The organism is Diaphorobacter caeni, assembly GCF_015354245.1.
In the GTDB taxonomy this organism is placed as follows: Bacteria; Pseudomonadota; Gammaproteobacteria; order Burkholderiales; family Burkholderiaceae_C; genus Diaphorobacter_A; species Diaphorobacter_A caeni.
On sequence record NZ_JADKYZ010000013.1, the window covers coordinates 55,865 to 80,590 of the forward strand.

General features: G+C 65.6%; 25 protein-coding genes. 7 read left to right on the plus strand and 18 right to left on the minus strand.

Going from position 1 to position 24,726, the window contains the following annotated elements; genetic code table 11:
• Nucleotides 1–523 precede the first annotated feature (523 nt).
• The 7 genes from ISG32_RS25255 to ISG32_RS25285 are packed head-to-tail and all read right to left on the minus strand — an operon-like array spanning nt 524 to nt 8,315.
• Complete coding sequence (locus tag ISG32_RS25255) at nt 524–925, minus strand: RidA family protein (protein WP_194773778.1); 402 nt, start codon at nt 923–925, stop codon at nt 524–526.
• 31 nt (nt 926–956) lie between these two features.
• On the minus strand, nt 957–1,409 hold the full coding sequence (locus ISG32_RS25260; protein WP_194773779.1) for an acyl-CoA thioesterase: 453 nt from the start codon (nt 1,407–1,409) through the stop codon (nt 957–959).
• Nucleotides 1,409–3,025 carry a benzoate-CoA ligase family protein gene (locus ISG32_RS25265; RefSeq protein ID WP_194773780.1) on the minus strand — a complete coding sequence of 539 codons (1,617 nt, stop codon included), beginning with the start codon at nt 3,023–3,025 and terminating at the stop codon, nt 1,409–1,411. The genes ISG32_RS25260 and ISG32_RS25265 overlap by 1 nt, the downstream gene beginning before the upstream one ends.
• Nucleotides 3,026–3,073: 48 nt before the next feature.
• Nucleotides 3,074–4,249, minus strand: a complete 1,176-nt coding sequence (locus ISG32_RS25270; protein ID WP_194773781.1) for an acyl-CoA dehydrogenase family protein — start codon at nt 4,247–4,249, stop codon at nt 3,074–3,076.
• Nucleotide 4,250: 1 nt separating this feature from the next.
• Entirely contained in the window at nt 4,251–5,108 is an 858-nt protein-coding gene (locus ISG32_RS25275; protein ID WP_194773782.1) for an enoyl-CoA hydratase family protein, read from the minus strand.
• 55 nt (nt 5,109–5,163) lie between these two features.
• Entirely contained in the window at nt 5,164–5,952 is a 789-nt protein-coding gene (locus tag ISG32_RS25280) for an SDR family NAD(P)-dependent oxidoreductase (RefSeq protein WP_194773783.1), read from the minus strand.
• Nucleotides 5,949–8,315 (minus strand): bifunctional salicylyl-CoA 5-hydroxylase/oxidoreductase, encoded by a 2,367-nt coding sequence (locus ISG32_RS25285; RefSeq protein ID WP_194773784.1) that lies wholly within the window; start codon nt 8,313–8,315, stop codon nt 5,949–5,951. The genes ISG32_RS25280 and ISG32_RS25285 overlap by 4 nt, the downstream gene beginning before the upstream one ends.
• A 125-nt stretch (nt 8,316–8,440) precedes the next feature.
• On the opposite strand from ISG32_RS25285, the gene ISG32_RS25290 reads away from it, so the two are divergent.
• Together ISG32_RS25290 and ISG32_RS25295 are read left to right on the plus strand one after the other, a co-directional pair.
• The gene (locus tag ISG32_RS25290) at nt 8,441–8,962 is read left to right on the plus strand and encodes a MarR family winged helix-turn-helix transcriptional regulator (RefSeq protein WP_194773785.1); all 522 of its coding nucleotides are present in this window, start codon (nt 8,441–8,443) and stop codon (nt 8,960–8,962) included.
• A gap of 207 nt (nt 8,963–9,169) precedes the next feature.
• A complete protein-coding gene (locus ISG32_RS25295; protein ID WP_194773786.1) occupies nt 9,170–9,562 on the plus strand; it encodes a hypothetical protein in 393 nt (130 codons plus the stop codon).
• Between the two features lie 232 nt (nt 9,563–9,794).
• On the opposite strand, the gene ISG32_RS25300 is transcribed toward ISG32_RS25295, so the two are convergent.
• A complete protein-coding gene (locus ISG32_RS25300; RefSeq protein ID WP_194773787.1) occupies nt 9,795–10,274 on the minus strand; it encodes a universal stress protein in 480 nt (159 codons plus the stop codon).
• Between the two features lie 101 nt (nt 10,275–10,375).
• Here ISG32_RS25300 and tgt point away from each other — a divergent pair, with 101 nt between their 5' ends.
• Nucleotides 10,376–11,548 carry a tRNA guanosine(34) transglycosylase Tgt gene (tgt, locus tag ISG32_RS25305; RefSeq protein WP_194773788.1) on the plus strand — a complete coding sequence of 391 codons (1,173 nt, stop codon included), beginning with the start codon at nt 10,376–10,378 and terminating at the stop codon, nt 11,546–11,548.
• 347 nt (nt 11,549–11,895) lie between these two features.
• Complete coding sequence (locus ISG32_RS25310) at nt 11,896–13,341, plus strand: GGDEF domain-containing protein (protein WP_194773789.1); 1,446 nt, start codon at nt 11,896–11,898, stop codon at nt 13,339–13,341.
• A 624-nt stretch (nt 13,342–13,965) separates the two neighbouring features.
• Here the strand turns inward: ISG32_RS25310 and ISG32_RS25315 are convergent.
• The 6 genes from ISG32_RS25315 to ISG32_RS25340 form a co-directional block, all read right to left on the minus strand.
• Nucleotides 13,966–14,763, minus strand: coding sequence for a DUF2145 domain-containing protein (locus ISG32_RS25315; RefSeq protein WP_194773790.1), 798 nt, complete (start codon nt 14,761–14,763; stop codon nt 13,966–13,968).
• Between the two features lie 14 nt (nt 14,764–14,777).
• Entirely contained in the window at nt 14,778–15,203 is a 426-nt protein-coding gene (locus tag ISG32_RS25320) for a hypothetical protein (RefSeq protein ID WP_228530116.1), read from the minus strand.
• Between the two features lie 128 nt (nt 15,204–15,331).
• The gene (locus ISG32_RS25325; RefSeq protein WP_194773792.1) at nt 15,332–15,829 is read right to left on the minus strand and encodes a YiaA/YiaB family inner membrane protein; all 498 of its coding nucleotides are present in this window, start codon (nt 15,827–15,829) and stop codon (nt 15,332–15,334) included.
• 146 nt (nt 15,830–15,975) lie between these two features.
• Nucleotides 15,976–16,485, minus strand: a complete 510-nt coding sequence (locus tag ISG32_RS25330) for a hypothetical protein (protein ID WP_194773793.1) — start codon at nt 16,483–16,485, stop codon at nt 15,976–15,978.
• Entirely contained in the window at nt 16,482–18,425 is a 1,944-nt protein-coding gene (locus tag ISG32_RS25335; protein WP_194773794.1) for an MFS transporter, read from the minus strand. The genes ISG32_RS25330 and ISG32_RS25335 overlap by 4 nt, the downstream gene beginning before the upstream one ends.
• 28 nt (nt 18,426–18,453) lie before the next feature.
• Nucleotides 18,454–19,305, minus strand: coding sequence for a hypothetical protein (locus ISG32_RS25340; protein WP_194773795.1), 852 nt, complete (start codon nt 19,303–19,305; stop codon nt 18,454–18,456).
• A 118-nt stretch (nt 19,306–19,423) separates the two neighbouring features.
• On the opposite strand from ISG32_RS25340, the gene ISG32_RS25345 reads away from it, so the two are divergent.
• Nucleotides 19,424–20,170, plus strand: a complete 747-nt coding sequence (locus ISG32_RS25345) for a helix-turn-helix domain-containing protein (RefSeq protein WP_194773796.1) — start codon at nt 19,424–19,426, stop codon at nt 20,168–20,170.
• A 309-nt stretch (nt 20,171–20,479) separates the two neighbouring features.
• Nucleotides 20,480–20,881 (plus strand): YXWGXW repeat-containing protein, encoded by a 402-nt coding sequence (locus ISG32_RS25350; RefSeq protein WP_194773797.1) that lies wholly within the window; start codon nt 20,480–20,482, stop codon nt 20,879–20,881.
• Between the two features lie 25 nt (nt 20,882–20,906).
• On the opposite strand, the gene ISG32_RS25355 is transcribed toward ISG32_RS25350, so the two are convergent.
• From ISG32_RS25355 to ISG32_RS25365, 3 genes are all read right to left on the minus strand, one after another.
• Nucleotides 20,907–22,205, minus strand: a complete 1,299-nt coding sequence (locus ISG32_RS25355) for an FIST signal transduction protein (RefSeq protein ID WP_228530111.1) — start codon at nt 22,203–22,205, stop codon at nt 20,907–20,909.
• A gap of 43 nt (nt 22,206–22,248) precedes the next feature.
• Nucleotides 22,249–23,097, minus strand: a complete 849-nt coding sequence (locus ISG32_RS25360) for a PhaM family polyhydroxyalkanoate granule multifunctional regulatory protein (RefSeq protein WP_194773798.1) — start codon at nt 23,095–23,097, stop codon at nt 22,249–22,251.
• A 71-nt stretch (nt 23,098–23,168) separates the two neighbouring features.
• Nucleotides 23,169–23,336 carry a hypothetical protein gene (locus ISG32_RS25365; RefSeq protein ID WP_194773799.1) on the minus strand — a complete coding sequence of 56 codons (168 nt, stop codon included), beginning with the start codon at nt 23,334–23,336 and terminating at the stop codon, nt 23,169–23,171.
• Between the two features lie 20 nt (nt 23,337–23,356).
• Between ISG32_RS25365 and ISG32_RS25370 the strand changes: the two genes are divergently transcribed.
• The gene (locus ISG32_RS25370) at nt 23,357–23,869 is read left to right on the plus strand and encodes an HU family DNA-binding protein (protein WP_194773800.1); all 513 of its coding nucleotides are present in this window, start codon (nt 23,357–23,359) and stop codon (nt 23,867–23,869) included.
• Nucleotides 23,870–23,947: 78 nt separating this feature from the next.
• Here the strand turns inward: ISG32_RS25370 and ISG32_RS25375 are convergent, their stop codons facing one another.
• Nucleotides 23,948–24,706, minus strand: a complete 759-nt coding sequence (locus ISG32_RS25375; protein WP_194773801.1) for a tyrosine-protein phosphatase — start codon at nt 24,704–24,706, stop codon at nt 23,948–23,950.
• Between the last annotated feature and the right edge of the window lie 20 nt (nt 24,707–24,726).

Genomic DNA, 24,726 nt, shown 5'->3' on the forward strand with positions numbered 1-24,726 from the left:
AGTCACCAAAAATGCGTTTTGAATACCCGCGGCAGAACTCGCTGCGCGACTGCGTCGCTCCGCTCGGGCAACCGCCGCGAGTCAGTGTTTAGCCAAGAGGAATGTTCGGCACGTCGCTGCGCTCGTGCCGCGCATCTCGCGACTTCGCGAGATGCTGGGGTGCCAGCGCTGCGCAATTCTTGATTTGCTTGCTGGATCAACGTCACTCAAAAGAGCAGTGGGCATTTGCGCCCAACCCAACTCCACAAACACCCCGGCACGAGCGAAGCAAAGTGCCGCAACCACCTCTTCCAAACTGATTTCCGGCGGTTGTCCGAGCGGAGTGACGAAGGAACGCAGCGAGTTCCGCCGGAGGACTTCAAAGCGCGTTTTTGATTACTTTTTGCGCGCAAGCAAAAAGTGATTGCCCCGCCGGGGGCAGTCCCGGCCTCCGCCCCCAACCACCCAGCAAACGCAAGCAAATAAGCAAGCAAAAAACAGCGCAAAAAAACTCAAAAGGGAGAGCCCGTGAGAGGCCCCCCTCTCACCCAGGCACCACAGCAGTGCACTCAATCTCCACCTTCGCCCGATCTTCAATGAGATCGGCCACCTCCACCGCCGTCATCGCAATGTCGAACGAGCCGATCACGTCCCGGTAAGCCTGCCCCACCTCCCGCCCTTCGGCCAGGTATTCCTTCTTGTTCTTCACATACCAGGTCATGCGCACGATGTGCTCCGGCTTGCCGCCGCCCGCCGCCAGCACGTCGACCACGTTCTGCAGCGCCTGCCGCACCTGCCCCGCAAAGTCGTCGGTGTGAAAGACGCTCTGCCCATCCCAGCCGATCATGCCGGCGATGAACACCATGCGGCCGCTCGCGGCGACGCCATTCGCATAGCCCTTGGGACGAGGCCAGCCAGAAGGGAGCAGTGCTTCTTTTGTAGTCATCTCTTCATCCATCCTTTCGATTCAAACCGATTCACTTTTCATTCATCCAACGCTCCATCGCGGCGCGTATGTGCTCGGGCGCGGCGATGGCCTCATGGGTGTCCAGGCTCGTGAAGACCAGCACCTTGCGCGCCGACACGCGCAGCACGCCATCTGCGCCGCGGCAGTCCATGTCCAGCGTGATCGAGCTCGATCCCATGCGGGCCACCGACAGGCCGAACTCGACCGTCTCGCCCATGCGCGTGATCGCGCGGAAATCGCACTCCAGATGCACGATGGGCAGACCCGTGCGTTGCCCGCACAGCATGTCGGCATACGAGACATCGAGCCCCTCGTTGAACCAGTCCTCGACCAGTCCGTTGAACAGCACGAGGTACTGCGGGAAAAAGATGATCCCCGCCGGATCGCAGTGCGCGAAGCGGATCGGCACCGGCCGCGCAAAACGCCGCGCATCCCTTGATGTGGTGGTTTCGGCGCTGGTCATCAGGCGTTGTGCAGCTTGAAGCGCTGCAGCTTTCCGGTCGCGGTGCGCGGCAGCGATTTCACGAACTCGATGGCGCGCGGGTACTTGTACGGAGCCACGGTCTGCTTCACGAAGTCCTGCAGTTGTCGCACCATGGCCTCGTCACCCGCGCCGCCGTCCTTGAGCACCACGAACGCCTTGACGATCTGGCCGCGCTCCGCATCGGGTGCGCCGATCACCGCACATTCGGCCACCGAGGGATGCGCCATCAGCGCGTCCTCGACCTCCGGCGCGGCAATGTTGTAGCCCGCCGAGATGATCATGTCGTCGGTGCGCGCCTGATAGACGAAATAGCCGTTCGCGTCCATCACGTAGGCGTCGCCCGTCATGTTCCAGCCGCCCACCACGTACTTGCGCTGGCGTTCGTCATTGAGATAGCGGCAGCCCGTGGGCCCCTGCACCGCGAGCTTGCCGACCGTGCCGACCGCGACCTCTTTGCCCTCGTCATCCACCACCCGCGCGCGGTAGCCCGGAACGGCCTTGCCGGTCGCGCCCGCATGGGCTTCGTCTTCGCGGTGCGAGATGAAGATGTGCAACATCTCGGTGGAACCGATGCCGTCGATGATCTCGATGCCCGTGCCGTCCTTCCACATCGCGCGCGTCGAGGCGTTCAGCGCCTCGCCCGCCGAGACGCACTTGCGCAGCGTGCTTTGGCGGATACGGTCGGCGAACGCGGACATCGTGCGGTACGACGTGGGCGCGGTGAACATCACCGTCGCGCCGAACTGCTCGATGCCTTCCACCAGCTGCTGCGCGCCCACCCTCTCGATCAGCGCCATCGACGCCCCCACCGACATCGGAAACAACACCTGTCCGCCGAGCCCGAACGTGAAGGCAATCGGCGGACTGCCGATGAACACGTCGTCCGCATTCGCGCGCAGCACATGTCGTGGCCAGCACGCGCAGACCGCCATCACGTCGCGATGGAAATGCATGGTGGCCTTGGGCACGCCGGTGGTGCCCGAGGTGAAGCCGAACAGACAGGTGTCGGTCACGGCGGTGTCGACATTGTCGAACGCGGGCGATGCGCCCGCCATCGCGGCCTCGAGCGATTGCGCATCCGACAGCGGCGCATTGAAGTAGCGAACGCTCCGCATGCTTGGCACTTTCCTGCAGGTCGCCTCAACCTCCTCACGCAAGCGCTCGTCACACAACGCGTGGCTGATCTTCGCGATCTCCGCGATGGCCGAAAGCTCCTTGGCGCGCAGCAGCGGCATGGCGCTCACCACGATGCCGCCAGCCTTGACCACGCCGAACCAGCTCGCGACCATCATGGGATTGTTGGGGCCGAAGAGCAGCACGCGATTGCCGGGCACGAGCCTCATGTCGCGCACCAGCACGCTGGCGATGCGGTTGGCCTGCTCCTGCAGTTGCGCATAGCTCCAGCGCACGCCGGGGGCCTGCAGCGCGAGCCGGTCGCCCCGGCCCTCGCGCACATGGCGGTCGAGCAGTTCGCTCGCGCAGTTCAGCCGTTCGGGAAACTGCAGCTCGGGCAGATCGAAAACGAACTCCGGCTGCAGCTCGGGCGGCGGCAGATGCCGGGCCGCGAAGGTATCCACGTGAGCGGTGTAGGACATGAAAATCAACCTCTCGCAAACATTTGATGGACGACGTGGCTGACGCGGTCAGGCTGCGCGTGCGGCAACTTCCTTGAGCAGCTCGCGCGCGATGATGAGCTGCTGCACCTCGGTGGCGCCTTCGTAGATGCGCAGCGCACGGATCTCGCGGTAAAGGCGCTCCACCGGCTGCTCGCTCACCACGCCCAGGCCGCCCCACAGCTGCACGGCCGCGTCGATCACCTGCTGCGCGTTCTCGGTCGCGACCATCTTGGCCATCGCCGCCTCGCGCGTGACGCTCTGTCCCTGATCGCGCTGCCATGCGGCGCGGTAGGTGAGCAGCGCGGCGCTATCGATCTGTGTGGCCATCTGCGCGAGCTTGGCCTGCGTGAGCTGAAAGTCCGCGAGCACGCCGCCGAACATGCTGCGGGTGGTGGCGCGCAGCAGCGCCTCATCAAGCGCACGCCGGGCGAAGCCCAGCGCAGCGGCGGCGACGGAGGTGCGGAACACGTCGAGCGTGCGCATCGCCACCTTGAAACCCTCGCCCGCAGCACCCACGCGCTGCGCGACCGGCACACGGCAGTCGCTGAACTTCAGGCGCGCAAGCGGATGCGGCGCGATCACGTCGATGCGCTCGGCGATCTCGAAACCCGGCGTGTCCGCATCGACGATCAGCGCCGTGATGCCGCGCGCACCCGGCGCTTCGCCGGTGCGCACGAAGACCACGTAGAAATCGGCGATGCCGCCGTTGGAAATCCACGTCTTCTCACCGTTGATGACATAGTGATCGCCATCGATCCGCGCCTCACACGACATCGCCGCCACGTCCGATCCGGCATTCGGCTCGGAGAGCGCAAACGCCGCAATCGCCTCGCCCTTGGCGACACGCGAGAGGTAGCGCTGCTTCTGCGCTTCACTGCCCGCCAGCGAAATGGCGCCCGAGCCCAGCCCCTGCATCGCAAAGGCGAAATCGGCGAGGCCGCTGTGACGTGCCAGCGTCTCACGGATCAGGCAGATCGCACGGGTGTCGATCTGCTCGCCCGCGCCGCCGTATGCGCTTCCCGCAATCGCATGCTGGAGCCAGCCCGCCTTGCCCAACTGCACTACGAGCCGGCGGCATTCCGCATCCACATCGGGGCCGTGTTCATGCGCGATGTGCTGCCGGGCCCAGGCGTCGAGCTCGAGCGCAAGCGCCTCGTGCCGCGCGTCGAAGAACGGCCACTTCAGATAGCTTTGATCAGCCATGTCAGTTCCCCTCGAATTGCGGCTTCTGCTTGGCGACGAAGGCGTGGTAGGCGCGCGAGAAATCCTCGGTCAGCATACAGATCGCCTGCGCCTGCGCTTCGGCCTCGATGGCCTGCTCGAGGGTCATGGCCCATTCCTGGTGCAGCATGGTCTTGGTGATGCCGTTGGCGAAGGTCGGACCGGAGACAAGATCGGCGGCGAGCTTCTGCGCTTCGGCGAGCACCGCGTCAGGCTCGCAGAGGCGGTTGAAGAAGCCCCAGCGTTCACCCTCCTCGCCGCCCAGACTGCGGCCGGTGTAGAGCAGCTCGCTCGCGCGCCCCTGCCCGATGATGCGCGGCAGGATGGCGCAGGCGCCCATGTCGCAACCAGCCAACCCCACGCGATTGAACAGAAAGGCAGTCTTGCTTCGCGCGGTGCCGAGCCGCATGTCGGACGACATCGCCATGATCGCGCCCGCGCCCGCGCACACGCCGTCAATGGCCGCGATGATGGGCTGCGGACAGGCGCGCATGGTCTTCACCAGTTCGCCCGTCATGCGGGTGAACATCAGCAGCTCGGGCGCCTTGAGCTGCACCAGCGGGCCGATGATTTCATGCACATCGCCGCCCGAGCAGAAATTGCCGCCCGCACCGACCAGCACGATGGCCTTCACATCGGTCGCCCATTTGAGTTCCTGGAACAGGTCGCGCAGCTCCGCGTACGACTCGAACGTCAGCGGGTTCTTGCGCTCGGGTCGGTTCAGCGTGATGGTGCCGACGCCCTTGTCCACCTGCCATTGAAAGTGCTGGGCCACGTAGCCCGCCAACTCTTTGCGGTTGCCTGCAACCAGTGCCGGATCGATGGTGCTGCTGCTGTTCATTGCGTGTCTCGCTTTCTGATTTCTGCTTTTCTGAGGTCTTGCTGATGGGTTGCGCTCACATCACTTCGCCGCCGGCGACCGCGATGCTCTGTCCGGTGATCGCGCTCGCGCCCGCGCCGCAGAGCCACAGCACGGCGTCGGCCACCTCGGCGGGCTGCACGAGGCGCCCCTGCGGGTTGCCCTTGACGAACTCGGCCATGGCCTGTTCTTCGGTGCGGCCGGTCTTCTGCACCACGCGCTCGATGCTCTCGCGCACGATCTCGGTTTCGGTGTAGCCGGGGCAGACGGCGTTGACCGTGATGCCCTTGTGGGCCAGCTCCAGCGCGAGGGAGCGCGTGAGCCCGATCACGCCATGCTTGGCCGCGCAGTAGCCCGAGACATAGCCGTAGCCCTTGAGCCCCGCCGTGCTCGCGACGTTCACGATGCGCCCCGCGCCCCGCGCCGTCATGCCCGCAAGCACCTGCTGGATGCACAGCATGGTGCCGGTGAGGTTCACCGCGAGCATGTGGCTCCAGGTGGCGAGATCCATCTTCATGAACGGCACGCTCGCGGCCTGACCGGCGTTGTTGACGAGGATGTTGATGTCGCCGAACGTGCCGACGGCCTGCGCGAACGCGGCCTGCACCTGAGCGGCATCGGCCACGTCGGCCTGCACCGCCTGACATTGCTGCGCATGGGCCTCGACCAGCGTCTGCAGGGGCGCGCTGCGGCGGCCCAGCACCGTGACCCTGGCTCCGCGCGCGAGCAGCTGCCGCGCGATCGCCTCGCCGATGCCCTGCCCGGCGCCGGTTACAAGGGCATGCTGTCCGGCCATGGAGGCGGGAGTGCTTGCGCCGCTCGTCATGCCAGCCCCGCCGATGCATGGGCTGCGGCCGCAGCGACTGCCACCTGCTGCTGCATCTTCTCGCGCTCGAAGTTCGCCTCCATCTGACGCTTGCCCTGGTAGTACTGCTTGGGCCAGGCGATCTGCGTGTAGCCGATCTTCGCGGCCTCGGTCAGCGTCCATGCGGGATTGGCCAGATGCGGGCGCGCCACCGCGCACAGATCGGCGCGGCCTGCGGCGATGATGCTGTTGGCGTGGTCGGCCTCGCTGATCGCACCGACGGCCATGGTCGCGATGCATGCCTCCTGGCGGATGCGGTCGGCGAACGGCGTCTGGAACATGCGGCCGAACGTGGGCTTTTCCTGCTTGCTGACCTGGCCCGACGAGCAGTCGATCAGATCCGCACCCGCCGCCTTGAAGGCCTTGGCGATCTCCACCGCGTCCTCGGGCGTGATGCCGCCCGGCACCCAGTCGTGCGCCGAAATGCGCACCGACATGGGCCGGTCTTCGGGCCACACGGCGCGGATCGCCTTGAAGATTTCGACGGGGTAGCGCAGCCGGTTTTCGAGGCTGCCGCCGTATTCATCCGTGCGGTGATTGGTGAGCGGCGAGATGAAGCTCGACAGCAGGTAGCCGTGCGCGCAGTGCAGTTCCAGCCAATCCGCACCGATCTCGGCGGCCATGCGCGCGCCATCGACGAATTGCTGCTTCACGCGGTCCATGTCCTCGCGCGTCATCGCCTTCGAGATCTGGCTCACGCCATCGAGATACTGCTGCGCGGAGGCCGACATGATGGGCCAGTTGCCATCAGGCAGCGGCAGGTCCGTGCCGTCCCAAGCGAGGCGCGTGGACGCCTTGGCGCCCGCGTGGCCGATCTGCATCGCAAACTTCGCGTCGCTGTTCGCATGGATCCAGTCGGCGATGCGCTTCCAACCCTGCTTCTGCGCGTCGGAATAGACACCCGGACAGCCGGGCGTGATGCGCCCCTCGGGACTCACGCAGGCCATCTCGGCGAACACCAGCCCCGCGCCGCCCATCGCACGCGCGCCGAGGTGCACGAGATGGAAGTCGCCGGGCACGCCATCGACGGCCGAGTACTGCGCCATCGGCGAGACGACGATGCGGTTCTTGAGCGCGAGATCACGCACCTTCCATGGCAAGAACATCGGCGGCGGAGTGACTCCGCCGACCTCCGCCGTCACGCCGTTTTTCTTCGCCAGCCATTGCTCGTAGCCGCCCAGCCAGTTCGCATCGCGCAGGCGCAGGTTCTCGTGGCTGATGCGCTGGCTGCGCGTGAGCATGGAGTACATGAACTGCTCGGGTTCCAGCTGATCGCAGTAGCGCTTTCCGCAGACCTCGAACCACTCCATCGCGTTCCACGCCGCGTTCTGGATGCGCAGCGTCTCCACGCGACGCGCCTCCTGGTAAGCGGCCAGCACGTCGGGAATGTGCTCACGCGTGTCGCCCAGCCGCTTGAACTGGCGCGTGAGCTCAATCGCGTCCTCGATGGCGAGCTTGGTGCCCGAGCCGATGGCGAAATGCGCCGTGTGCACCGCATCGCCCATCAGCACCACATGGCTGCCCTTGGCGTTTTGGAGCCACCACTGATCGCAGACCACGCGCTGGAAGTTGATCCACGCGGAGCCGCGCAGATGGCGCGCGTTGGTCATGAGCTTTGCGCCCTGCAGGTTGCCCGCGAACAGCTTTTCGCAGAACGCGATGGACTGTTCCTGATCCGCGCCTTCCAGGCCGCTGGCCTTCCAGGTCTCTTCCGTGGTCTCGACGATGAAGGTCGATGTCTGGTCGTCGAACTTGTAGATGTGCGCCTGGAACCAGCCATGCTCGGTGCGCACGAAGTCGAACGTGAAGGCCTCGTAGACCTTGTGCGTGCCCAGCCAGATGTAGCGGTTGGGGCGCGTGACAATGTCGGGCTTGAAGACGCTCTCGTACCGGCTGCGGATGCGCGAGTTCACGCCGTCGCTCGCGATGATGAGGTCCGCATCGGGATAGTCCTCGTCGCTTTGCGCATCGGTGTTGAAGACCAGCTTCACGCCAAGCTGCTCGCAGCGCGCCTGCAGGATGTTGAGCAGATGCTTGCGGCCGATGCCCACGAAGCCATGCCCGCCCGAGCGGATCGTGCGGCCCTTGAACAGCAGCTCGATGTCGTCCCAGTGGTTGAACGCCTGTTCGATCTCGGCGGCGGTCACCGGGTCCCATTCCCGCATGTTGTCCATGGTCGCGTCGGAGAACACCACGCCCCATCCGAAGGTGTCGTAGGGCTTGTTGCGCTCCACCACCGTGATGTCGTGACTTGGGTCGAGCTGCTTCATCAGCAGCGCGAAATACAAACCTGCGGGCCCCCCACCGATGCATACGATCTTCATGCTTGGCTTCCGATTCGTGAAATTGCTTTAGAACTAAATTATTTACTCCTCAACGATGAGCTAAGATAGAACTAACCCTTAATCCAGCCCTTCGTTACACGCGCTTTCCAGCCCTGCCCAGTCACATGAAGCCCCGCGCCACCGACTCCACGCACTACGCCAGCGACCGCCCCGGCCGCGAGGCAGGCCTGTCGCACGACGACCATCAGGCCGTGCGGCTGTGGCTGCGGCTACTGACCTGCAGCACGCAGATCGAGCAGACCATCCGCAGCCATCTGCAGGCGCAGTTCGGCACCACGCTCTCGCGCTTTGACTACATGGCGCAGCTCAGCCGCTTTCCCGAGGGGCTGCGCATGAAGACGCTGTCGGAATATCTGATGGTCACCGGCGGCAACGTGACCGGCCTGACCGACCAGCTCGTGGCCGAGGGCTGGGTGGAACGCGTGGTCGACGAGGGCGACCGGCGATCGATGTTCGTGCGCCTCACGGCCAGCGGACAACAGCAGTTCGACCGCATGGCGACCGAGCACGAGCGCTGGCTCGAGCAGCTGTTCGCACCGCTCGGCGGAACGCATGCCAAGGCGCTTTACGACCAGCTCGGCGAACTGCGGCGAGTGCTGGATCAGCCGAGCGAGACGCGCGATTGAGCGCAGTTGAGAGCATTCGCCTCAACCCGTCACAAAAATCCACGTCCAGCCCTTGCACATTGGCACCTACCGCTACACAATGCGTAGCACATCCGCGCTGGCCCCGGCGTTATTTGAAGATTGATGACATTTTCTGTCACCAAAGCGCTGCGCCGAACCGGCGCCCCACTGTCGCTACGTCATCTTCAAAGTCCGGAGGAATCCGCCATGGACCTGCAGTACCAGCTCAAAGCGGGCAGCTATTTTCTGTACGACCTCAGCGAAACGCCCAGCCAGGTCACCGGCGAGCGCCGCTACAAGCTGCAGACCGACACGGTCGCGGTGGCGTTCAACCGCCAGACCGGCGAAATCCACGAGCACGGCGCGCCCACGCGCATCCAGTCATGGGCGGCCCATACGCGCCGCCGTCTGCGCGCCGCAGGCGAATGGGACAAGGCCAACGACCTCGTGGTGGTGAGCGGCCCCTGGCCCGTCGACGAGCTCAACAAGTGCCTCTGGAGCCGCATCTACTGCCGGCGCATCTTCCAGCGCCTTGGCAGCCTGCCGCACGGCAAGTTCGCGCGCGGCTTTCATGACGAGACGATGCGCAAGGCGGCCTGAGCCACTCCACACCCTCCTTGCTTTCTCCGGTGCTCATGCAGGAGCGGGCCTGCGAAGTCCACGAGGCTTTTGAACAAACTCCACAACGGCGCAATGGGCCATAGCGTGAGGCGTCGCCGACGCAGATCAGTACTTCAGTACGGCAAGGAGGCGCAACGAAGCGATATGGCCCATTTCGCCGCCTCCAAACGATTGACCAATCGCCGCCGAAGGCGGCGCCGAGATCAAGAGTTCACTGCGCCTCTTCGGCGTCCTGATCCTCGCCCTCGTCCTCTTCCAGCGCCTCGACGTGCTTGACGACCAGCACCGGCAGATTGCACTGGTGCACCACGGCCTGCGAGACCGATCCGATCACCGCCGCACGCATCGCGCCCATGCCGCGCGCGCCCATCACGATGAAGTCGCAGCCCTGCGCCTCCGCCAGGTCGCACAGCGCCGCAGCGGGCGAACCGAGCACGATCTCCGTCTCGAACGGCACGTTCTCGGCGCGCACCAGCTTTTCCGCAGGGCGCGTGAGGTGCTTGCCGGCCTCCACGGCAGCCTCGGCGATGGCGTCGGCGCCCTGAGTCGCCAGCTCCAGAAAGGAAGCCTCTTCCTGCACATGGCCGAGCACGACGACGGCCTTCAGCCCTTCGCGAATCAGCATCAGCGCATGGCGCACCGCGTCGAGCGCCAGTTCGGAACCATCGACCGCAACGAGAATTCTTACCATGTGACTTCCTTTCGTTATTTGCCCCTGCTATGAACAGTGTAGAGCGACGAATGGGCTTGTGAAATATTCTGTATCGGCAGTCTGGGACAATCGCACCCATCATGCTGCAGTTCGAACTCCTCAAAACCGATCCGACAAGCCACGCCCGGCGCGCCAAGCTCACGCTCAACCACGGTGTCGTGCAGACCCCCATCTTCATGCCCGTGGGTACCTACGGCACCGTCAAGGGCGTGATGCCGCGCAGTCTCGAGGAGATGGGCGCGCAGATCATCCTCGGCAACACCTTCCACCTGTGGATGCGCCCCGGTCTGGACATCATGCAAAGCTTCGGCGGCCTGCATGGCTTCGAGAAGTGGAACAAGCCCATCCTCACCGACTCGGGCGGCTTCCAGGTGTGGAGCCTCGGCGCCATGCGCAAGATCACCGAGGAAGGCGTTCACTTCCAGAGCCCGGTCAACGGCGACAAGCTGTTCATGTCGCCCGAAGTGAGCATGCAGATCCAGACGACGCTCAACTCCGACATCGTCATGCAGCTCGACGAATGCACGCCCTACGAGACCAACGGCCACAAGACCACCGAGGCCGAAGCGCGCAAGTCGATGGAAATGAGCCGCCGCTGGGCCAAGCGCTCCAAGGATGAATTCGAGCGTCTTGAAAATCCGAACGCGCTGTTCGGCATCGTGCAGGGCGGCATGTACACCAACCTGCGCAAGGAATCGCTGGACGCGCTGGTCGAGATGGACTTCCCCGGCTACGCGGTCGGCGGCGTCTCGGTGGGCGAGCCCAAGGACGAGATGCTGGAGATCATGGCGCACACGCCGCATCTGCTGCCCGAGAACAAGCCGCGCTACCTGATGGGCGTGGGCACGCCCGAAGATCTGGTGCAGGGCGTGGCCGACGGCGTGGACATGTTCGACTGCGTGATGCCGACCCGCAACGCGCGCAACGGCACGATCTTCACCCGCTACGGCGATCTGAAGCTGCGCAACGCGCGCCACAAGTCCGACCACCAGCCCATCGACACCACCTGCACCTGCCACGCCTGCGCGAGCACGAGCGGCGTGAGCTGGGATGACGGCGGCCGTGACGGCTTCTCGCGCGCCTATCTGCATCACCTGGACCGCTGCGGCGAGATGCTCGGCCCGATGTTGACAACGATTCACAATCTCCACTACTACCTGAATCTGATGCAGGAAGTCCGCAACGCACTGGATGCGGGCACGTTCACGCAGTTCCGCGCGAAATTCAAGGCCGACCGCGCGCGCGGCGTCTGACGCCACTCTCGTGAAAGCGCCCGGTGGGTGAGCGCTTTCACACCAATGCGCACCGGCCCGTGCGCCGCACGGCGGTTCCGAGTCCGTGAAGGATTCCTTGCGGTGCGCACCGGCACCCGCGCCGAAGCGCATCCCCCAGCCCCCACAGCGCACCCACGCGCACCCCAATCCGGTGCATCTCGCACCATCGACGAGCGCGTTTTTCGGCGCTCCAAAACCCTATGTCACGCGGACGCGACACACGCGGGCAGTGCAACCCGTTGTAAGCTCTTGTTCAGATACCTCCTGTCGATAGTCCTCGACAGAATTCATCCCCCAAGGTGCACGCACGCACGCCTTCTGCCGCCATGGATTCGCCAAGAGCCGTACCCGATCCTGCACCAGCGCACCGGCCGCTGTCGGACGCGCACGCGGCCGCGGCTCTCGGCATTGCGGTGTTCGCGGCCTGCATCGTCGGCACGCTGAGTCGGCCCGTGGAGTTTCTGGCCTCGTTCTGGCCGGCGAACGCGCTGATGCTCGGCCTGATCCTGCGCCGCCCGTCGCTCGCGCGCGATCCCCGCACCTGGATCTGGAGCACCAGCGCCTTCGTGCTTTCCTCGCTGCTCATGGGCGATGGTCCGGCGGCCGCCATCTGGCTGTCGTTCGCCAATCTGGCCGGCGTCATCGCGGGCTGGCAGTTCTTTCAGGGCCTGGACCGCAACACCGTGCTGCTGCGCGGCACGCTGTCGGCGCTGTTCCTGCTCTGCGGCTGCATGGTGCAGGCGGCGGGCGAGTCGCTGGTCGGATTTCCCGCCACGCCGTTCCTCTTCGGCGGCACCTCGGCGAGCGCGCTGTTCATGTGGTTCACCAGCGCGCTGATGTGCAGCATGCTGATGCTTCCCATCGTGCTGAGCGCGCCCACGCTGCAGCAGATCCGCGCCATCCGCTGGAAGGATTGCGCGGATCGCTTTGACCCGGTGCATCTCGCCCCGCTGATCACGCTCATCGCCTGCGAGACCGCCGCCGTGCTGATCGGCGGGCCCGGCTCGCTGGTGTTCGGCGTTCCCGCGCTGATCTGGTGTGCGCTGCGCTACAAGCTGTTTTCCGTCGCGCTGCTGTGCTTCGCGGTGGGTCTGCTCAAGTCGTACACCGCATCGCTGGGCGTCATCACCTACACGCCCGATCACATGAGGGACGCGATCTCGCTGCGCTTTGGCATCACGCTGCTCTCGCTCGGGCCGCTGGCGGTGGCGAGTTTTCAGGCCGTCCGCAACGAGCTGCTCGACCGCCTGCACTACGCCGCACGGCATGACGCGCTGACCGGCGTGCTGGGCCGCAACACCTTCATCGAGCAGTGCGCACGCTGGTTGCAGAAGCTCGGCCAGGACAGCCGCGCCGCCGCCGTGCTGATGATCGATCTGGACAACTTCAAGGGCGTGAACGACACCTGGGGGCATGCGGCTGGCGACGAACTGCTGCGCGAATTCACCCAGCTGATCACGCTGCACCTGCGGCCCTCCGACGTGCTCGGGCGCATGGGCGGAGAAGAGTTTGCGCTCATGCTGCCCAACGTCACCCGCGACGAGGCGCACGAGATCGCCGAGCGGCTGTGCGACGCGACGCGCCGCCACATCTTCACCTTCAACGACGAGGTGCAGTTGCACATCACCGTGAGCATCGGTGTCGTGCACCAGGAGGCTCCACCCAAGCACGCGATGATCGAGCTGCTGCTGCGCGAGGCCGACCACGCGCTCTACGAGGCCAAGGACACGGGGCGCAACCGCGTGGTGATGTGCGCGCACGCGGTGTATTAGAAACACCCCCTGAGGCGCTTCGCGCCTTCCCCCTCTCTCGCTTCGCGGGAGGGGGACGCAGCCAGCGCGGCGGGGCGGCCCTTGCGCGGCTGCTCTCGCCTGGGCCGCGCCGGTGGCATGGGCCACGGATCGCTACAACCGCTGCTGAGTCGCTTCGCGCCTTCCCCCTCTCTCGCTTCGCGGGAGGGGGACGCAGCCAGCGCGGCGGGGCGGCCCTTGCGCGGCTGCTCTCGCCTGGGCCGCGCCGGTGGCATAGGCCACGGATCGCTACAAACGCTGCTGAGTCGCTTCGCGCCTTCCCTCTCTCTCGCTTTGCGGTAGGGGACGCAGCCAGTGCGGTGGGGCGGCCCTTGCGCGGCTGCTCTCGCCTGAGCCGCGCCGGAGGCATGGGCCACGGATCGCTACAAACGCTGCTGAGTCGCTTCGTGCCTTCCACCTCTCTCGCTTTGCGGGAGGGGGACGCAGCCAGCGCGGCGGGGCGGCCTGGCGCGGCTGCTCTCGCCTGGGCCGCGCCGGTGGCATAGGCCTCGGATCGCTACAAACGCTGCTGGGTCGCTTCGCGCCGCCCTCCCTGCTCTGCGCAATGCGTTCAGGGGGATGCAGTCCTCGCTCCGCTGCGGCGGGTCAATCCAGACGCAGTGTCTGCGGCGCGCCCGACAATTGCGCGCGCTGCAGAAAGCCCATCGCCGAATCCACGGTCACCGTCTCGATGCGGTCGGCAAAGCGTTTCTCGTTCGGGTGATCGTCGAACGCAATGTTCGCCGCCGTCATCCGTCCGCCGAGCCGCGTCATCGCGCCGATGCGCATGGCGCTCGGCTCGTAGCCCTTGAACTTGAGCCAGGCCTGCGCCTGCTCGCGCGTCGCCACCGTGGGCTCCATCCCCATCGCGAGCGACTCGAGCGCCCACTGGTTCGACTGCTGGTACTTGGTAGCCCAGGGATAGGCCACCATGCTGTACTTGGGCTCGTGCAGCGCCAGCGCCTTGCGGCGGTCCTGCAGCAGGGGCAGCATGCGCTCCTGCACCTCGGGCGTGGGAACCACCCAGACGGCCTCGTAGCGCCAGAGGTCGTCCAAAAAGAACTCTCCCAGCCCCTGCCGGTAGATGTGCGCCTCGGCCGTGCCGCATTCGTTGAGCTTGTGCTCCACGCGCCACTGGCCCTCGGGCGTCCTGTAGGCCCAGCCGAGATGCGAGTAGCGCAGGTTGTACTTGCTCAGATCCTGACCGGCGCGGCCCAGCACGATCACCTTGGCGCCCGTCGCGTCGAGCGCCTTGGCGGTCTGCGCGGCGAGCTCCATGCCCTTCTTGATGGTCTGCACACTCACGGGCTTTTGCTCGCAGGAGCGGCCCGCATGGGCTGCGCCGCCCACGGTGATGAGAGTGGCCGCTGCGAGCGCCATCACGGCTGTCGACTTCTTGTGCATGCGGTCGCTCCCGTTCACAGACGTTCGTTGTGCAACAGCGCCTGGCCGATGGCATCGGGCACGAAGGCGATCACCGCGCCCGCCACCGACAGCACGACGCCGCCGGTCACCAGACTGCACTCCACCGCCGTGCCCACGCCATGGGCCACGGCACGCGAGCCCTTGCCGACGACCTGCACGCTGGCCTGTGCGCCGTCCGATGCGCGCTCCAGCAGATACACCGTGCCGACCGCCGAGGCTTCCACCGCCTTCACCACCAGCACCGCACCGCCGACCGACAGCGCTGCGGGGATCGCCACCACCGCACCGGCGGCAGCGCCACTCGCGCCCACACCCATCACCACGGAGGCGATCGGCATCACCGAAAGCGCGAGCGACGCATCGCTCTGCGCGTCGGCCCGTGCGGTCAGGCCGCCGAGCATGCAGGCCACCAAAGCCATGTGAACCAGAGTCTTGCGAAAGATCGAACGCATGATGTTTCCCTTGCTTTGGCCGGCCGCGACTCGCGACCGGCGCTTTTGATTTCAATGAATGCTTCTTCTGAATGATCTGCCAACCGCACCCGCCATCACTTGGCGACGCTTTCCTCGGCCGCCGCCATGCTCTGCATCTGCGCTTCACGGCGACCGTGCAAGCGGGCTTCAAGGAGGTCGGCGTCGTAGCGGTCACGCAGCATCTTGGCCAGCGTGAAGGCCGTGGTGATCAGGTAGAGCCAGCTCACCGCCATGAAGGCCTTGAAGGTCGGGTTGATGTTCATGCCCAGCAGGCCCCAACCGGTCAGGCCCATGGCGATGGCGAAACCGCCCCAGACCACGAACCGCCACATGGGCGTGTCTGCGGCAGCGCCGCGCTTGCTCTGGTTGTCCCGTGTGAACTTGGCCAGCACGAAGGTGGCGGACAGACAGAACACATAACCCATCACCATGAAAACCTGCTCCAGTCGTTCACCCGGCAGCCACGCAAGGCCTGTGGCGCAGAGGAACACTGCGATGCCGAAGGAGACCCACACCTGCAGTTGCCAGGCGCGCGTGTCACGTTGAACGACGGGGTAGTTGCTGGAGGACATGTTGTTTGGAGCCGCTTCAAGCAAGCTCGTTGTTGAACATGGAACGAATGTTGCCGCAGCGGGCGTCAAAAGTAGTCGGAAGGATGGAGAGTTGTCTCGATATCCACTTTGAGTATCGTTTTTCGATACTTTTTGAGGACACTTCACTAAGTACGCAGCCAGAGTCGCATCTGCGGATAGACGGAGGCGTCCCTGAACTTCGACGCCTGCGAGGCCAGCGTCGTCATTCCCGCGTTGGCGAGCCCCGACGCGCCGAGATAGACCCCCAGCTCGAAATTCATGCGCAGCCCCGCCGCGTGGCCACGGTAGCCGCCGTCGTGGAACAGCACGGCCGAGTCGAGCCCCAGATGGCGCGTGGCAGCCCACGCCCAGGCCGTGGCCTCGATTTCACCGCCGTGCGGTACGGCGGGCATGTCCTGCAGGGCGTCGTCGAGCGTGGCGCGCACCTCGGGCGGCACCACCGCGAGATGGCCCGCCTCGTGCAGCAGATCGCCGGGCCACAGCAGCCTGTCCAGATCCACCAGCAGACCGCCCCCGCGAATCCGCAGGCCGGGCAGAAAGCTGTCCTCGGCCACCTCGCCCAATTCGACGTGAAGGCCGATCTCCCGCAGAAATCCAATGATGCGCAGCGCCAGCGCGCTGTCTTTGCCGCTCATGCCTTGAGCAGTTGCGCAACGCGCTCGCGCAGGCTGGCCGGCTGCACCTCGGCGGCGGCCATGGGCGCACCCACGTTCAGGCCCACACGGTTGAACATGCCACGGCGGAACGGGCGCACCATCGCCCCGCCCTGCTCGACGCGGCTGAAGTACGAGCCCCAGAGGTTGGTCAGCGCCATCGGCACGACCGGCGCGTCCACGCCCTCGGCGCGCGCGCGGTCGATGATCTTCATGATGCCGCCCTTGAACTCCTGCAGTTCACCATCGCGCGTGATGCCGCCCTCGGGGAAGATCGCGAGCAGATCGCCCTCGCGCAGCACCTGTGCGGCACGCTCGAAGGCGGCCTCGTACGTGGCCGGGTCTTCCTTCTGCGACGCCACCGGAATCGCCTTGGCGAGCTTGAAGATCCAGCCGAGCACCGGCACGCGGAAGATGCGGTGGTCCATCAGAAAGTAGATCGGGCGTGGGCTCGCCGCCATCAGCAGCACGGCGTCCACGAAGCTCACGTGGTTGCACGCGAGAATCGCCGCGCCCTGCGTCGGAATGTGCTCGTCGCCGCGCACCTTGAAGCGATAGATAACGCGCGAGAGCACCCAGGCGTAGAAGCGCAGCAGGTACTCGGGCACCAGCATGAAGATGTAGAACGCGACGATGGCGTTGGCGATGCCGGTGAACAGGAAGATCTGCGGCACGGTGAACTTGGCTGCCAGCAGCGCGCCCGCCAGCACCGAGCTCGCGATCATGAACAGCGCGTTGAGGATGTTGTTCGCCGCGATGATGCGCGCGCGGTGCGTGGGCTGGCTGCGCAGCTGAATCAGCGCGTACATCGGCACGCTGTAGAGACCCGCGAACAGGCTCAGCAGCAGCAGATCAATCATCACGCGCCAGTGCGCGGGGGTGGCGAGGAACGCCGCAGCGCCCATCTCCGCCACCTTGGGGAGATTGCGCGAGGCGAAGTACAGATCGATGGCGAACACGCTCATGCCGATGGCGCCGAGCGGCACGAGACCGATTTCCACCTGCCGGCGCGACAGCACTTCGCAGAGCAGCGAACCGACGCCGATGCCGATGGAGAACACCACCAGCAGCAGCGACGCGACCTGCTCGTTGCCGTGCAGCACCTCCTTCGCGAAGCTCGGGAACTGGCTCAGAAACACGGCGCCGAAGAACCACATCCAGCTGATGCCCAGGAGCGAGCGGAACACCACGATGTTGCCGTGCGCGAGCTTGAGGTTGCGCACGGTCTCGGTGATCGGATTCCAGTTCACCACCAGATCCGGATCGGTCGCGGGCGCCTTGGGAATCCACTGCGCGACCAGCCTGCCGACCAGCGCCAGCCCCACACAGGCCACGGCCACGGCGGTGTGGCCGATGCCCGGCATGGCGACGAGCAGACCGCCCGCGACGTTGCCCAGCAGGATGGCGACGAAGGTGCCCATCTCCACCATGCCGTTGCCGCCGGTGAGTTCGCGCTCGTTGAGCGCCTGCGGCAGATAGGCGAACTTGACGGGTCCGAACAGCGTGGAATGCAGCCCCATGAGAAACACGCAGCCCAGCAGGATTGCCGCATGGCCCATCACGAAACCGGCGGCCGCGATCAGCATGACGACGATCTCGAAGTCCTTCACGAAGCGGATGATGCGCGTCTTCTCGAGCTTGTCGGTGATCTGCCCGGCGGTCGCCGAGAACAGCAGAAACGGCAGGATGAACAGCGCACCGATCACCAGCCCCGCCATCGACGGCGGCATCCAGCTCACGCTGAGCTGGTAGGTCACCATCACCGTGAAGGCGAACTTGAAGAGGTTGTCATTGGCCGCGCCCGAGAACTGCGTCCAGAAGAAGGGCGCGAACCGCCGCTGCTTGAGCAAGGCGAACTGGTTGGGATGCTGCTCATGCGCCGATGCGCTGGCGGAGCGGTCGTCAACTGGCGTTGGGTTCATGGTCTTGTTGTTTTCCAAGTGTCGTTGTTCAGCGGCGCTGCTGGTTGCCAACGGGCATTGTGCCTTTGTTCGGCGAAACGGCTGTGGCGGCGTTCACACGCAGTCTGCCGAGCGCATGCAGCACCGGCCAGGCAGCGGCGGCGGCCAGAAGATGCTTGGCGCTGTGGCCGGAGAGCAGGCCGAAATCCAGCGCGAACACCTGTGCATCCGCGAGCTCGAACACCTTGGCGAGCGCGTAGAAGCCGATCACCACGCCGAGGTGCACATGCAGACCGCCGCTGCGACGCGGCACGAACGCCAGTCCGACCAGCGCCAGCATGCCGCTGCCCTGCGCCACCGCCCAGGGCAGCATGTTGCCACCGTGCTGCCAGATCAGCGTCGACGCGATGCCGCACACCAGCATGGCCGTCGCGGCCAGCCACGCGGCGGCATCGTCACCGCAGGCCAGGCGCACCGCGAGCCCCAGGATGCCAGCGAACGGCACGCACATGGCGAGGCGATCCCAGACCAGCGCCGCGTCATCGGGCGCGAGGTGGTAGTACGACGATCCCGCAAAGCAGCCGATCAGCCCCGCGAAGAACACGGCCGCCATGCAACGCGCCGTCGGTGCGACGTGCACCATGCGCGTGCGCCATAGCGCCACCAGCCCCGCGATGCCGGCGACCAGAAAACCCAGATTGCTGAGCACATCCATCGCGTGCGGCAGGCCGTGGATGGTGCGCTGATCCGCGAACGCGTGATAGCGTGGCGACTGCGCCAGCATCGGGCCGAAGAGGGTCAACAGCGACCACAGCGCCATCGCCCCGATGACGAGGTGGCGCGGCAGTCTGGACGACGACGAGTTGGTCAAGGTGGACAAAGTGGACAAGGTGCGCAGCATGGAAGGTCTCTCCCGCAAGTGGTCATGCCCCGCAGTCTGCGAACGCCGTCGCCGCTTGGCATCGTTTTTCCGCACCGGAACCAACGCACGAAACCGCTGGTATAGATAATCGATACCCATGAGCACCACCGCCGACCTCATCACCGCTCTCAAGAAAGAGCTCAAGTCCGCCCAGATGACCTACGCCGATCTGGCCAGAGAACTCGACATGGCGGAGTCCAGCGTCAAGCGCATGCTGGCCAAGGGCGACATGCCGCTCACGCGCATCGACGCGATCTGCCGCGCGCTGCGCATCGACTTTGCCGACCTCGCGCGCCGCGTGGCCGAAAGCCAGCCGCTGCTCAAGGAGCTCACGCCCGAGCAGGAACGCGCCGTCGTCGCGGACAAGAAACTGCTGCTGATGGCGATCTGCGTGCTCAGCCAATGGACGCTCGAGCAGATCACCGGCACCTACCGACTGACCGAGGCCGAGGGCGTGAAATACCTCGCCCAGCTCGACCGCATCGGCATCATCGAGCTGCGACCGCTCAACCGCTACCGCCTCAAGCTCGCCAAGACCTTCCGCTGGCGCCCGCACGGTGCGGTGATGGACTACTTCCGCGAGCACGCGCTGCTCGACTATTTCTCCGGCAGCTTCGACGGTGCGGGCGAGGGCATGCTGCTGGTGCACGGCTCCATCAGCCGCGCCGTGGCCCCGGCGTTCAACGAGCGCATGCAGCGGCTGGCACAGGATTTTTCACAGCAGCATCTCGCCGACCAGAAACTGCCGCCACGCGAGCTTGAGGGCTACACGCTGGTGCTCGGCATGCGCAGCTGGGAATTCGCGGTCTTCGGGCAGATGCGAAGGACTGTTAGTCCCTCTTGAGGCGCTTCGCGCCTTCCCCCCGCTCTCGAAACGCTTTGCGTTTCGGGCTGGGGGACGCAGCCAGCGCGGCGGGGCGGCCCTTGCGCGGCTGCTCTCGCTTGGGCCTCGCCAGTTTCAAACGCTGCTGAAGACGCGAGGCGCCACAGGTAACTGCGTTGTTTGCCGAAAAGATGGGGCAAGCAAGCATCGACACACTTGTACACAACACTTTGCCAAGCGCTCAAACAGAGAGAACTTCCGCTTCACACACGGGATTCATGATTCGCTTCACGGTGGCAGCAATCCAAGCCACCGAACAAGGAGCACCACATGATTCGCACACCTCTCATCGCCGCCAGCATCGCTGCTGCAGCATTCGGACTGGCAGCCGGAGCAGCTCATGCAGGCCCCCAGATCAACGTGCAGATCGGCACGCCCTACCCCGCCGTGATGCCCGTGCAGTACAGCGCACCGCCCCCTCCACGCTATGAACGCGTGCCCGCCCCGCGTCGCGGCATGGTCTGGTCGCAAGGCCATTGGGAGTGGCGCGGCCACCGCCATGTCTGGGTGCCCGGCACCTGGGTTCGCGTGCGCCCCGGCCACAGCTACCACCAGCCCGCGTGGGTGCAGCGAGGCGATCGCTGGCAGTACAACCGGGGCGGCTGGGACCGCGATGGCGACGGTGTGCCGAACCGCCACGACCGTCGCCCGGACAACCCTTATCGCAACTGATCGGATTCCCCCTGGACAGAGCGATTCACGCCGCCGGTGTGCTGCCGACAAACACGGTCAGCACACCGGCATAACCGTAACGGCGATGCTCCGCGATTTCACCGCGTGCAAAGAATCCCACGAGCGGCACGTCGCCGAGCGCACGACGCACAATCTGCAGTTCCGCGTTGCTGCCACCGAAGAACTGGCCGCTGCGATCCGAGCAGCTCACGTACACGGCGCCCAGCATGCGCCGGTGCGAAGTGATCCGGTCATAGGCGCCTGACGGCTCCACGTTCGTGCTGCCATGCACCGTGAGCACGTCTTCGGCGGGCTCGAGTTCTTCGCGTATCTCCGCGCAGATGCGCATCAGGTCGGCGCGTGCGGTGCTCCGATGGCGCTGGCAGAAAGCCATCAGCGAGCCCAACTGCACGCCTTCTTCGAGCGCCACCCCACGGCGCGTGGCATCCAGCCCCACGATGTGGCGCACCCGCGCGTCAGGGCCGAAATGCCCGGTGCTGTGCGGCTGGCGCGAGCCCGCATCGAGCAGCCCGACCATGGTCGCGTTCACCGCCTCGATGGCCGGCTGCGTGTCACCTTCGAGCGAAACCCCCAACGTCTCCAGCAGCATGTCGAGCGCGGGCACGCCGTCGAGCTCAAGCACCAGGTTGTCCTGCACCGCCGTCACCACGCCCCAAGGCGCAATCGGCCGACACCCCTGCGTCACGCGCGACACCCACTGCACCTCGGGCCCGAACGCCACGCCCGACAGGCCGCCCTGCAGCACGCCGGAATCGTCCCCGTGCCTCTGCGTGTGTTCACGCAGCAGATCCAGCGCGAACTGCACCTTGGTGCCACGGCTCGCCGCCACGCCGCCGAACACATGGCCCGCGCTGGTGCGCTGCGCCATCTCCTCCAGCACTTCGCTCAGATCGGGCGTGAACTCATCCGCGTGGACCAGCGCCGTCTGCATCGCGAAGCCCCCCTGCCCCGCACGCGGCATCGGCGCCACGCCCGAGAAGATGCGCCAGTGCTCGGGCGCGATGTCGCAGAGCATGACCGAGAGCGCGGGCTCGTCGAAATACTCCGCATTGTTCGCCGCGACGCCGATGCCGACGGTGCCGCTCCAGGCCTTCACGTCCGGCAGCTGCTGCGACAGGAATGCGAGCAGCTGGCTGGCCTCGCCAGCATAGTGGTCGGTGATGTACAGAAGCCCCAACGACGGCGCACGCGCGTAGCCCGGCAGGGCCATCTGTGCACGCAGCTGCGCCAGCACCAGAGCTCCCGCCATCCGCCATTGCGGGTGGGTGGCGTGGCCCGAGGGGAACAGCCTCGCCGACATCATCAAAGCGCCGTCCGGCCCGTGGTCTGGCGCGTGCGCCAGCCGTTCACTTCGATGCCTTGGGGCGGGTCTTCTTTGCAGCGGCGGATGTGGCCGTCGACTTCTTCGCCGCAGCCGCTGTCTTGGCGGCTGGCGCTTTCGCTGCGCCCGCAGCCTTGCTCGCGACCGCCATCGCCGAGCGCGTCATGGCCTCCGCGCCCTTCATGCTGTCAGCGGCGAACTGCGTCGCCATGTCGGACGCCTTCTTGAAAGCCTCCTGCGCCGCAGCGCCGCCACCCACACCCCCAGCACTCGCCATTGCAGGCGCGTTCGCCGCCTGCTGCGACACGTCGCGCATCGCGCTGGTTGCGATCTGCTGGAACTGGTTGGTCAGCGAGGTCCACCACTGCACCGGATCGACCATGCCCGACGCGCCGGGCATGAATGCCGCTGCGGTTGCGGTCTTGTCCTGCGATTGCGCGCGTGGCGCTTCGGCGGGCTTGTCCGCGGCTTTGGGTTCAGATTCAGGTTCCGGAGCCTTCGCCGCCTTGCTCGCGCTCGCCGCAGCGCTCTTGGCAGCGCCTGCGACACCCGCCATCTGCGCGCCGAAAGCGCCTGCGATGTCGCCCATCGCGACGTTCATGTTCTCCAGCGTGGCGAGCGTCATCTTCTGCACTTCGAGCGCCTGGATGGTGGCCGCGAGCGCGCGCGAATTCTGCTCGAGCCAGAACTGCACCGACTTCAATTCACCGATGCGCTTGTCCAGCTCTTCCACGCTCACCGTGGGTGCAACCCAGCTCGCGAGTCCCGGCATCGGCGACGCGCCGGACGTCGCGCCCTTCGCCAGATTCTGCAGAAAATCGAAGCCCGGTACAAAGCGCCCGAAACCAAAGGGTGTGTTGTCAGTGTCGCTCATGATGTGTTGTCTCCATGCTGATGGCGTGAACGGAATTGATGACAGATACTCGCGCAACTCGCAGCTTAACGTCAACAGCAGTTCACCTGAAAAAGCGCCGGATCGCGTGGCTCTTTCGCCGCAAAACCGCCATTGAATGCAGTTTTCAAGTGGTTTTGAACCCGCACACCACGCACGTCTTGGAAATCTCGCCCTAGAATGCCGACACCAGCACTGCTGGCGGTATTTCGAATCAACATACATACAAACCAACTTCATCATGGCAACTGCAAAGAAAGCGAGCGCGCCCGCCAAGAAGGCCGCTCCTGCAACGACAGCGAAAACCAAGGCTGCACCCGCAGCGAAGAAGGCTGCTCCTGCAGCCAAGAAGGCACCTGTGGCTACGAAGGCCGCCGTGGCCAAGAAGGCTCCCGTCGCCAAGAAGGCTGCTGCAGCTCCCGCTGCGCCTGCAGCCGTGAAGCCGATCAAGGACGTGTTCAACAAGTCCTCGCTGATCGCTCACCTGGTGGAAGCCAGCGCCGTCGAAGCCAAGGCCGTCAAGGCCGTGCTCGTGGCACTGGAAAACGCCATTGTGGCATCGGTGCACAAGAAGGGCTCCGGCGAGTTCACGCTGCCAGGTCTGCTGAAGATCGGCGTGCTGCAGGTCCCAGCCAAGAAGAAGCGCTTCGGCAAGGACCCCTTCACCGGTGAAGAGCGCTGGTTCGACGCCAAGCCCGCCACCGTGAAGATCAAGACCCGCGCCCTGAAGAAGCTCAAGGACGCTGCGGCCTGATCGGCGGCCACGCTGCCCACGCAAAGAAAAAACCGGCACATGTGCCGGTTTTTTCTTGCCCGCTCCATGCGCGGACGGTCAGCCCTGGGGCGTCTCGGTCAGATACAGCTGCGCGAGTCGCGCGCGCTCCCGCTCACCCACGCCGAGCTGCTTTTCCATGTACTTTTCGAGCCCGCCGAAATCGGCATCGACCGATTGCAGCGCGGCTTCGAGGAAGTCTTCCTGCACGCGCCACAGCACGTTGAGCACCTCCTCCGGCGCACCGTTGCCGATGGCGGCGGGCCGACGGTAGAGCGCGTTGGTCAGCAGATAGTCCTCCATCACCACCGAGCGCGGCACGCCGAGCGTCATCAGGATCAGCGCGGCGGCGAAGCCGGTGCGGTCCTTGCCTGCGGTGCAGTGGAACACCAGCGGCGCGTCGTCTTCGAGCAGGTGTTCGAACAGCTCCGCGTACTGCTGCGCATTGTTGGCGACGAAGGCGCGGTAAGTGTCCTGCATCAGCCCCACGGCGATGTCCGCCGTCATGCGTTGGCCCGCCAGAGTCATCTCCTTGGCGCGCTGCACCACGGTGGGCTCGATGGAGAGCGCGTGGTAGCGCACGTTCGGAATCGAATAGGCCTGCGCCGCACGTTCCACATCGCCGCGAAAGTCCAGCGCGCGCGACACGCCGATGTCGGCCAGCGTGCGCGTGTCCTGCGCGGTCAGCGCCGCCAGATGGTCCGAACGGAAGATGCGGCGCCAGCGCACCTGACGACCTTCATGGCCACGGTATCCGCCGATGTCGCGGAAGTTGGAGGCTCCTGAAAGATTGAGCGTACGTGTGAATTGATGATCCATGCCCACACTGTATTGGAAAA

Bases quoted from the DNA above. Each gene is read 5' to 3' on its own strand.
- ISG32_RS25255 (WP_194773778.1), bottom strand. From the start codon at position 925: ATGACTACAAAAGAAGCACTGCTCCCTTCTGGCTGGCCTCGTCCCAAG.
- ISG32_RS25260 (WP_194773779.1), bottom strand. From the start codon at position 1,409: ATGACCAGCGCCGAAACCACCACATCAAGGGATGCGCGGCGTTTTGCG.
- ISG32_RS25265 (WP_194773780.1), bottom strand. From the start codon at position 3,025: ATGTCCTACACCGCTCACGTGGATACCTTCGCGGCCCGGCATCTGCCG.
- ISG32_RS25270 (WP_194773781.1), bottom strand. From the start codon at position 4,249: ATGGCTGATCAAAGCTATCTGAAGTGGCCGTTCTTCGACGCGCGGCAC.
- ISG32_RS25275 (WP_194773782.1), bottom strand. From the start codon at position 5,108: ATGAACAGCAGCAGCACCATCGATCCGGCACTGGTTGCAGGCAACCGC.
- ISG32_RS25280 (WP_194773783.1), bottom strand. From the start codon at position 5,952: ATGACGAGCGGCGCAAGCACTCCCGCCTCCATGGCCGGACAGCATGCC.
- ISG32_RS25285 (WP_194773784.1), bottom strand. From the start codon at position 8,315: ATGAAGATCGTATGCATCGGTGGGGGGCCCGCAGGTTTGTATTTCGCG.
- ISG32_RS25290 (WP_194773785.1), top strand. From the start codon at position 8,441: ATGAAGCCCCGCGCCACCGACTCCACGCACTACGCCAGCGACCGCCCC.
- ISG32_RS25295 (WP_194773786.1), top strand. From the start codon at position 9,170: ATGGACCTGCAGTACCAGCTCAAAGCGGGCAGCTATTTTCTGTACGAC.
- ISG32_RS25300 (WP_194773787.1), bottom strand. From the start codon at position 10,274: ATGGTAAGAATTCTCGTTGCGGTCGATGGTTCCGAACTGGCGCTCGAC.
- tgt (WP_194773788.1), top strand. From the start codon at position 10,376: ATGCTGCAGTTCGAACTCCTCAAAACCGATCCGACAAGCCACGCCCGG.
- ISG32_RS25310 (WP_194773789.1), top strand. From the start codon at position 11,896: ATGGATTCGCCAAGAGCCGTACCCGATCCTGCACCAGCGCACCGGCCG.
- ISG32_RS25315 (WP_194773790.1), bottom strand. From the start codon at position 14,763: ATGCACAAGAAGTCGACAGCCGTGATGGCGCTCGCAGCGGCCACTCTC.
- ISG32_RS25320 (WP_228530116.1), bottom strand. From the start codon at position 15,203: ATGGCTTTGGTGGCCTGCATGCTCGGCGGCCTGACCGCACGGGCCGAC.
- ISG32_RS25325 (WP_194773792.1), bottom strand. From the start codon at position 15,829: ATGTCCTCCAGCAACTACCCCGTCGTTCAACGTGACACGCGCGCCTGG.
- ISG32_RS25330 (WP_194773793.1), bottom strand. From the start codon at position 16,485: ATGAGCGGCAAAGACAGCGCGCTGGCGCTGCGCATCATTGGATTTCTG.
- ISG32_RS25335 (WP_194773794.1), bottom strand. From the start codon at position 18,425: ATGAACCCAACGCCAGTTGACGACCGCTCCGCCAGCGCATCGGCGCAT.
- ISG32_RS25340 (WP_194773795.1), bottom strand. From the start codon at position 19,305: ATGCTGCGCACCTTGTCCACTTTGTCCACCTTGACCAACTCGTCGTCG.
- ISG32_RS25345 (WP_194773796.1), top strand. From the start codon at position 19,424: ATGAGCACCACCGCCGACCTCATCACCGCTCTCAAGAAAGAGCTCAAG.
- ISG32_RS25350 (WP_194773797.1), top strand. From the start codon at position 20,480: ATGATTCGCACACCTCTCATCGCCGCCAGCATCGCTGCTGCAGCATTC.
- ISG32_RS25355 (WP_228530111.1), bottom strand. From the start codon at position 22,205: ATGATGTCGGCGAGGCTGTTCCCCTCGGGCCACGCCACCCACCCGCAA.
- ISG32_RS25360 (WP_194773798.1), bottom strand. From the start codon at position 23,097: ATGAGCGACACTGACAACACACCCTTTGGTTTCGGGCGCTTTGTACCG.
- ISG32_RS25365 (WP_194773799.1), bottom strand. From the start codon at position 23,336: ATGTTGATTCGAAATACCGCCAGCAGTGCTGGTGTCGGCATTCTAGGG.
- ISG32_RS25370 (WP_194773800.1), top strand. From the start codon at position 23,357: ATGGCAACTGCAAAGAAAGCGAGCGCGCCCGCCAAGAAGGCCGCTCCT.
- ISG32_RS25375 (WP_194773801.1), bottom strand. From the start codon at position 24,706: ATGGATCATCAATTCACACGTACGCTCAATCTTTCAGGAGCCTCCAAC.